Below are 5,357 nucleotides of genomic sequence, written 5' to 3' on the forward strand. Positions count from 1 at the left end.
GGAGCAACCCTCGGTGAACCACCGTCACCGTCCCGACGAGATCGGCCAGATCGTGATGCGTCACCAGGTTCTCCACCGCGGCCACAGCCGAACGCGCCGACTGTTCGTCGAGCCGGAACACGACGATCCCGCCATGGGATCCAGGTGGGTACGACTGAATGTTGCCGCACCCACGGCCCAACGTGAAAACGATGCGAGCCTCACGATCCGCGGCGGCAAGGACCTCCGGATCGGCACAACCAGTGAGCTTCTCGTCGAACACCGTGTCAGCCTCGACCCCGAGCGCGGCAAGCCTGCCGGCCAACGAGACCGGGAGCCCCTCGTCGAGCTTGACCTTCACGGAGCGATGCTCAACGGAACCAGCTCCTCCCGAGCCAACCGTGCCCCGTAGGCCGCAGCCGCTCGCACACCCGACTCGTCGACAGACGGATACTCGGCCACGATCTCGCTGACCGACATGCCATCCGCCAGACAGTCGAGCAGCACGCTCACCGGCACCCTGCTACCCCGGATACACGCCTGCCCATGCCCGACCGTAGGATCCGCCACGATCAGAGCCAGTCGGTCAACTCCCATGGCTCAGTATGCGCCCGGGGAACCCGGGACGGACGACAGCCAAACGAACAGCCACGGCGGCGGACGAGCACGGACGACGGACATCCACGCACGATCACCCCAGGGTCACAACGCTCGGCGGATGTATGCGGACGGCTCCTTGATCTACACCCCTACTGCCAGGCGCTCCTAACGATGTGAATCTGATGCTCCTCCCACAACACCAGATTCACATCGTTCGCACAGAGCGGCCGGCAACAGGGGCGCGAACATCGGCGGGATCCCTTACGGCGCGGTGGTTGCTGTCCGGTCACGCCGGTAGGCGTCCACGACCACGATGAACTTTCCGTTGACCGTGATATCAGCCAACCCGGTGAACAGCTGTGCCGCACCGGGCAACGCGGCGACCGAACGGACGCACACGACGAACCGGGAGCCGGGAGCCAGCGACGCGCCCCCGTCGCCTGGATCTCCTGCACCGCAGTCCGTGCCCTCCGGAGCGAAACGCACCTCGGGTGCGCCGTCGAGACCCTGGTCGGCGAAGGCCAGTCGAGCTGCCACCCGCGCGCGCTCGACGGCTTGGTCCTCACTGTCCGCAGTCGCGTAAGCCCGCCCGGCTGCCCGGGCAGCCTGGGTGACCGCGAACGCCGACCGCTGGACCGCGAACACGCTGAGGAAGAAGTAGACAAACGGGATCAGCAGCAGGACCGACAGCCCGACGAACTCGATCAGCGCGGTCCCGCTGTCGTCACGGCGGTGCGGCCGCAGCCCGCCGCGGCCCGGCGCCGGCCGGACACGCTGTGCCGGCCGTATGAGCGGTGCCGGCCGTATGAGCGGTGCCAGGTCCCGCACGCTCACGGCGTCTCCTTGACCGCGTGCCCGACCACTCTGATCGTCGAGCTCGCTCCGAACGGCACAAAGGTCAACGGCACCGTGACTTCGCACCGCACCTCAACCAATGGAACCCCGGATGGGTCGGTCACCGCGTTACTCGTGCAACGCGCATCGGCCCGCCCGGGAACGGACGAGGCGATCAGCCGCTCGGCGTACGGACCACCCGCGTCGTCGGTGACGTTCAGGTTTGCCGCGTGCCGTGCGCCCTCAGCCGCGTCCGCGGCAAGGGTGTTACGGACGTGCAGGACGAGACCGACCTGGATAACGCCGAGAAACAACAGTAACAACAGCATTCCGACCAACACGAACTCGACGACCGCCGAACCCCGGTCGCCAACCAGGCGCGCCAGCACCGGACGGTCAGCCGCCGCCGCCGGTCACGGAGTCGATCGCGTTGGTGAAGACATCCCGAAGCTGGGGCACGGCAACCGCCATCAAGGCGACGACCAGTGCGGCCGTCATCACCGTGACCATCACCCAGCCGGGCACGTCACCGCGATCCCCGCGCCTCCGGCCATCCCGACTATTCCCGGTATCCGGGTTATTCCGATCGTTCCGGGTATCCGGCCCACCGTGAAAGGCCGCCGTCCATGCCGGAATCCATCGGCCCAACAGTGCTGCGAATACCCGCACAGTCGCCAACTCCCTCACATCGCAGTATGATCATTGTGCGTTGAACGTCAGACTCACGACCGCTGGATAGAAAGCAAAGATCACAGTGGTCGGCAGGACGAAGAAGACGACCGGCACCATCATCGCGATCTCCTTGCGGCCACCGGCCTCCAGCAGTTGCCGCTTGCCCGCTTCACGGACGTCGATCGCCTGCGCCCGCAGCACCTCGGCCAGCGGTGTACCGCGTTCGATCGCCACCGCCATGCCCTCGACGAACCGACGCAGCGAGGCGACCGTCGTGCGGACGGCCATACCCTCCAGCGCTTGGACAAGGGTGGCGCCGGCACGCGTATCCGCAAGAGCCAACCGCAGTTCGCGGCCCAACTCCCCATGGGACAACCGGCTCACCCGTTCCAACGCACCGACTGGGCTTTCACCTGCGGTGACCGCCAACGCGAGCAACTCAGCCACCGTCGGGAACTCGATGAGTATGCGTTCCTCGCGTTCTCGTATCGCCCGGGTCAGCCACCAGTCCCGGGCGACGACCCCGCCGGCGACACCTGCGACGACCAGGGCGACGTTGACGATCGGCGGGGGCCCGATGCCCAGCAGCGCACGTAGAGCCAGCAGGGAGGCCCCGAACAGCGCCCCGGCCGCCGACCAGACCACCTGCTGAACCCGGAAATCCTCGATGGACGTCCGCCCGCCGGCCTGGGTCAGACGGCGCTGCAGGGCGGCACGCCCACCTAGGAAACGGTCGAGTCGCCGAGCCGCATCGGCGACGAAGGGTCGGACCAGCTCCTCCAGGCCACTACGCGAAGCCACCGGCCGGGCCCGGTCGGCAAGCAACCGGGACTGCGCCGGGGTGTCCCGCAGGTACGGGTCGATCCGGTCGGCGAGCCGGATCCGCCGGACCACCGGCGACCGCAGGACGATCAGGGCCAGGCCGACACCAGCCAGCAGGCCGATCAACGCACCGGTCGCGACCAGACTCATGGACGCAGCACCCGACCTTCCTCGGGGAGCCTGCCGATCTGCTTCATGAGCAGGTACGCCACCACCGACACCCCACCACCGACCGCGAGTACGACAACGCCGGTGGGGCTGTCGTAGGCGCGTACCGTCTCCCCCCGGGTCGCCAGCAGCAGCAGGACAACCCACGGCGCCGCGAGCGCGAGCCGCGCAGCATTGATCGTCCAGCTCTGTCGGGTTTCAAGCTCCGCGCGGGTCCGAGCGTCCTCGCGCAGGAACGCCGACAGCGTCCGCAACAGCCGGCCGAGGTCGGTCCCGCCGACCTCCCGGGCGGTGCGTAACGACTCGATGATCCGGTCGGCGATCGGATCGGCGAGATCATCAGAAAGCCGGTCAAGGCTCGCCGCGAAGGAGCCGGTCGCCCGGTAGTCCTCGCCGAAACGGGTGAAGGCCGGCCGAAGCGGCAGCGGGCCCCGTAGTCCCACCGATGCGAGCCCCTCGGACAGGGGCATTCCCGCCCGCACCGCGCTGGCCAGATTGTCGACGACATCCGGCCACAGCTCCCGAAGGTCGTGCATGCGCGCCCGGCGGCGACGCATCACCATCGCACGCGGCAGTAGGGCTGCGAAAATGAAGAACGCTCCGGCGAGCGACCAGGTGGCGGTGAACGCCAGCACGATCAGGCCGACCAGCAGCCCGACCCCGATGCTGATCGCGAGGAGCTGGTCGGGACTGACTCCTGGGATCCCCGCCTGAGCAAGCATCTCGCGGGTCCGTCCGCGCCACTTCGCGGACGCGGGATCGCGCGCGGCGCGGGGACGCCCGCTGGCGACGATGAGCAGGAGACCGAGGCCGAAGAGCAGGCCGATGAAGATGCCCATCAGCGCTCCACCGCGATCTCGGCCCACGATCGGTCGGAGAGCTGGGCGCGCTCCGTCTCAGCCATCCGGTCCCGCCGGTCACGATCGGTCGAGGCGAGCAGGGCTGGCAGGTCGTAGCCGGCTCGGGCGAACCGGTCGGCATGTGGCGGGTATCCGTCAGCGCGAACCAGGGTGTCCCCACGTGACCGGTATATCTGCGCGGTTTCGATCACGTCCCCCTCCGTGCGTCCCGACAATGAGACGATCTCGGTCACCCGACGCCGCCCATGCGCGTCCTTCGTGAGATGCACGACAAGGTCGACGCTGGCGGCAACCGTCGGCACCACAAAGGCGTGGCTGACGTTCTCCCCGGCGAGCAGCGGCAGGGTGCACAGTTTGGTGACCGCCTCGCGGGCCGAGTTCGCATGCAGGCTGCACATCCCGGGCAGGCCCGAGTTGAGAGCGATCAGCAGGTCGAGGGCCTCTTCCTGCCGGACCTCGCCGACAATGATCCGGTCGGGACGCATCCGGAGGGCTTCCTTGATCAGACGCCGGAGTCGGATCTCGCCGGTGCCCTCCAGGTTGGCCTGGCGGGTCTGCATGGCGACCCAGTCCGGGGCCCGCAGCCTGAGCTCGAAGACCTCCTCGCAGGTGATGACCCGTTCCCGACCGGGGACCGCCGAGCCGAGGCAGTTGAGCATGGTCGTCTTCCCCGCCTGCGTTCCGCCAGCCACGATGATGTTCAGTCCGGAGGCGACGGCAGCCTCCAGGAAGGCCGCCGCCGACGATGTGATCGTCGACAGGTCGACCAGTTCGTCCATACTGGCGGCGGACACGACGAACTTGCGGATGTTGACCGACCAGTGGACGCGGGTGACGTCGGGGATGACCACGTGCAGGCGCGACCCGTCCGGCAACATGGCGTCCACGAACGGAGTGGACAGATCCACCCGACGCCCGGAACTCTTCAGCATCCGTTCGACCAGGTCCTGTACCTGATCGGCACTCAGGATCGTCGTGGTCAGCTCGCTGCGCCCGTTCCGCGCGACGAAAACGCGCCCAGGTTCGTTGATCCAGATTTCTTCGACGCTCGGGTCGTCCAGATGGCGTTGCAGCGGTCCGAAGCCGGCGACCGCGTCGTGGACAAGCCGCGCGGTGGTGGCCCGGTCGACAATCGCGGGGAGGTCGCTGGTGAGCGTCCGTTCCTCGTATTCGCCGAGGACGTCCTCGACGAGCTGGCGGATCCGGGCGGGTTCGTGAACCGGGTCCAGGGATCGACGCCGGACCAGTTCACGCACTTCGGTCTCAATCAGCGAAGTGGCGTCCATCCAGCCGCCGCGTGTTGTCACAGAAAACCCGATCTCCCTGGCCACCCGCTCGGACCGATCCGATCCCGACAATTATCGCGAAGCGTAGAAAGAAGGTCGCCGGTAATCAAGTCCCCGGTCCCGCATCCCGCCTTCC

General features: G+C 67.8%; 8 protein-coding genes. All 8 read right to left on the reverse strand.

Translation table 11 applies throughout. From position 1 onward, the window contains the following. A partial coding sequence (locus U9978_RS14385; protein ID WP_322761621.1) for a DUF5615 family PIN-like protein occupies positions 1–340 on the reverse strand: 340 nt, incomplete at its 3' end. Further along, the gene (locus U9978_RS14390) at positions 337–576 is read right to left on the reverse strand and encodes a DUF433 domain-containing protein (protein WP_322761622.1); all 240 of its coding nucleotides are present in this window, start codon (positions 574–576) and stop codon (positions 337–339) included. The genes U9978_RS14390 and U9978_RS14385, both read right to left, overlap by 4 nt. Before the next feature lie 264 nt (positions 577–840). Beyond that, on the reverse strand, positions 841–1,413 hold the full coding sequence (locus tag U9978_RS14395) for a hypothetical protein (protein WP_322761623.1): 573 nt from the start codon (positions 1,411–1,413) through the stop codon (positions 841–843). Beyond that, positions 1,410–1,802: a TadE/TadG family type IV pilus assembly protein gene (locus U9978_RS14400; protein WP_322761624.1), complete on the reverse strand. Its 393-nt coding sequence runs from the start codon at positions 1,800–1,802 to the stop codon at positions 1,410–1,412. The genes U9978_RS14395 and U9978_RS14400 overlap by 4 nt, the downstream gene beginning before the upstream one ends. Positions 1,803–1,809: 7 nt before the next feature. Beyond that, the gene (locus U9978_RS14405; protein WP_322761625.1) at positions 1,810–1,938 is read right to left on the reverse strand and encodes a hypothetical protein; all 129 of its coding nucleotides are present in this window, start codon (positions 1,936–1,938) and stop codon (positions 1,810–1,812) included. A gap of 174 nt (positions 1,939–2,112) precedes the next feature. Then, entirely contained in the window at positions 2,113–3,057 is a 945-nt protein-coding gene (locus U9978_RS14410) for a type II secretion system F family protein (RefSeq protein ID WP_322761626.1), read from the reverse strand. Beyond that, positions 3,054–3,914 (reverse strand): type II secretion system F family protein, encoded by an 861-nt coding sequence (locus U9978_RS14415; protein WP_322761627.1) that lies wholly within the window; start codon positions 3,912–3,914, stop codon positions 3,054–3,056. The genes U9978_RS14410 and U9978_RS14415 overlap by 4 nt, the downstream gene beginning before the upstream one ends. Next, on the reverse strand, positions 3,914–5,221 hold the full coding sequence (locus tag U9978_RS14420) for a CpaF family protein (protein ID WP_322761635.1): 1,308 nt from the start codon (positions 5,219–5,221) through the stop codon (positions 3,914–3,916). The genes U9978_RS14415 and U9978_RS14420 overlap by 1 nt, the downstream gene beginning before the upstream one ends. Between the last annotated feature and the right edge of the window lie 136 nt (positions 5,222–5,357).

Origin of the sequence: Protofrankia sp. Cr2 (genome assembly GCF_963555885.1) — a bacterium.
In the GTDB taxonomy this organism is placed as follows: domain Bacteria; phylum Actinomycetota; class Actinomycetes; order Frankiales; family Frankiaceae; genus Protofrankia.

Coding starts and splice junctions, on each gene's coding strand:
- U9978_RS14390 (WP_322761622.1), bottom strand. CDS start 576: ATGGGAGTTGACCGACTGGCTCTGATCGTGGCGGATCCTACGGTCGGG.
- U9978_RS14410 (WP_322761626.1), bottom strand. CDS start 3,057: ATGAGTCTGGTCGCGACCGGTGCGTTGATCGGCCTGCTGGCTGGTGTC.
- U9978_RS14415 (WP_322761627.1), bottom strand. CDS start 3,914: ATGGGCATCTTCATCGGCCTGCTCTTCGGCCTCGGTCTCCTGCTCATC.
- U9978_RS14420 (WP_322761635.1), bottom strand. CDS start 5,221: ATGGACGCCACTTCGCTGATTGAGACCGAAGTGCGTGAACTGGTCCGG.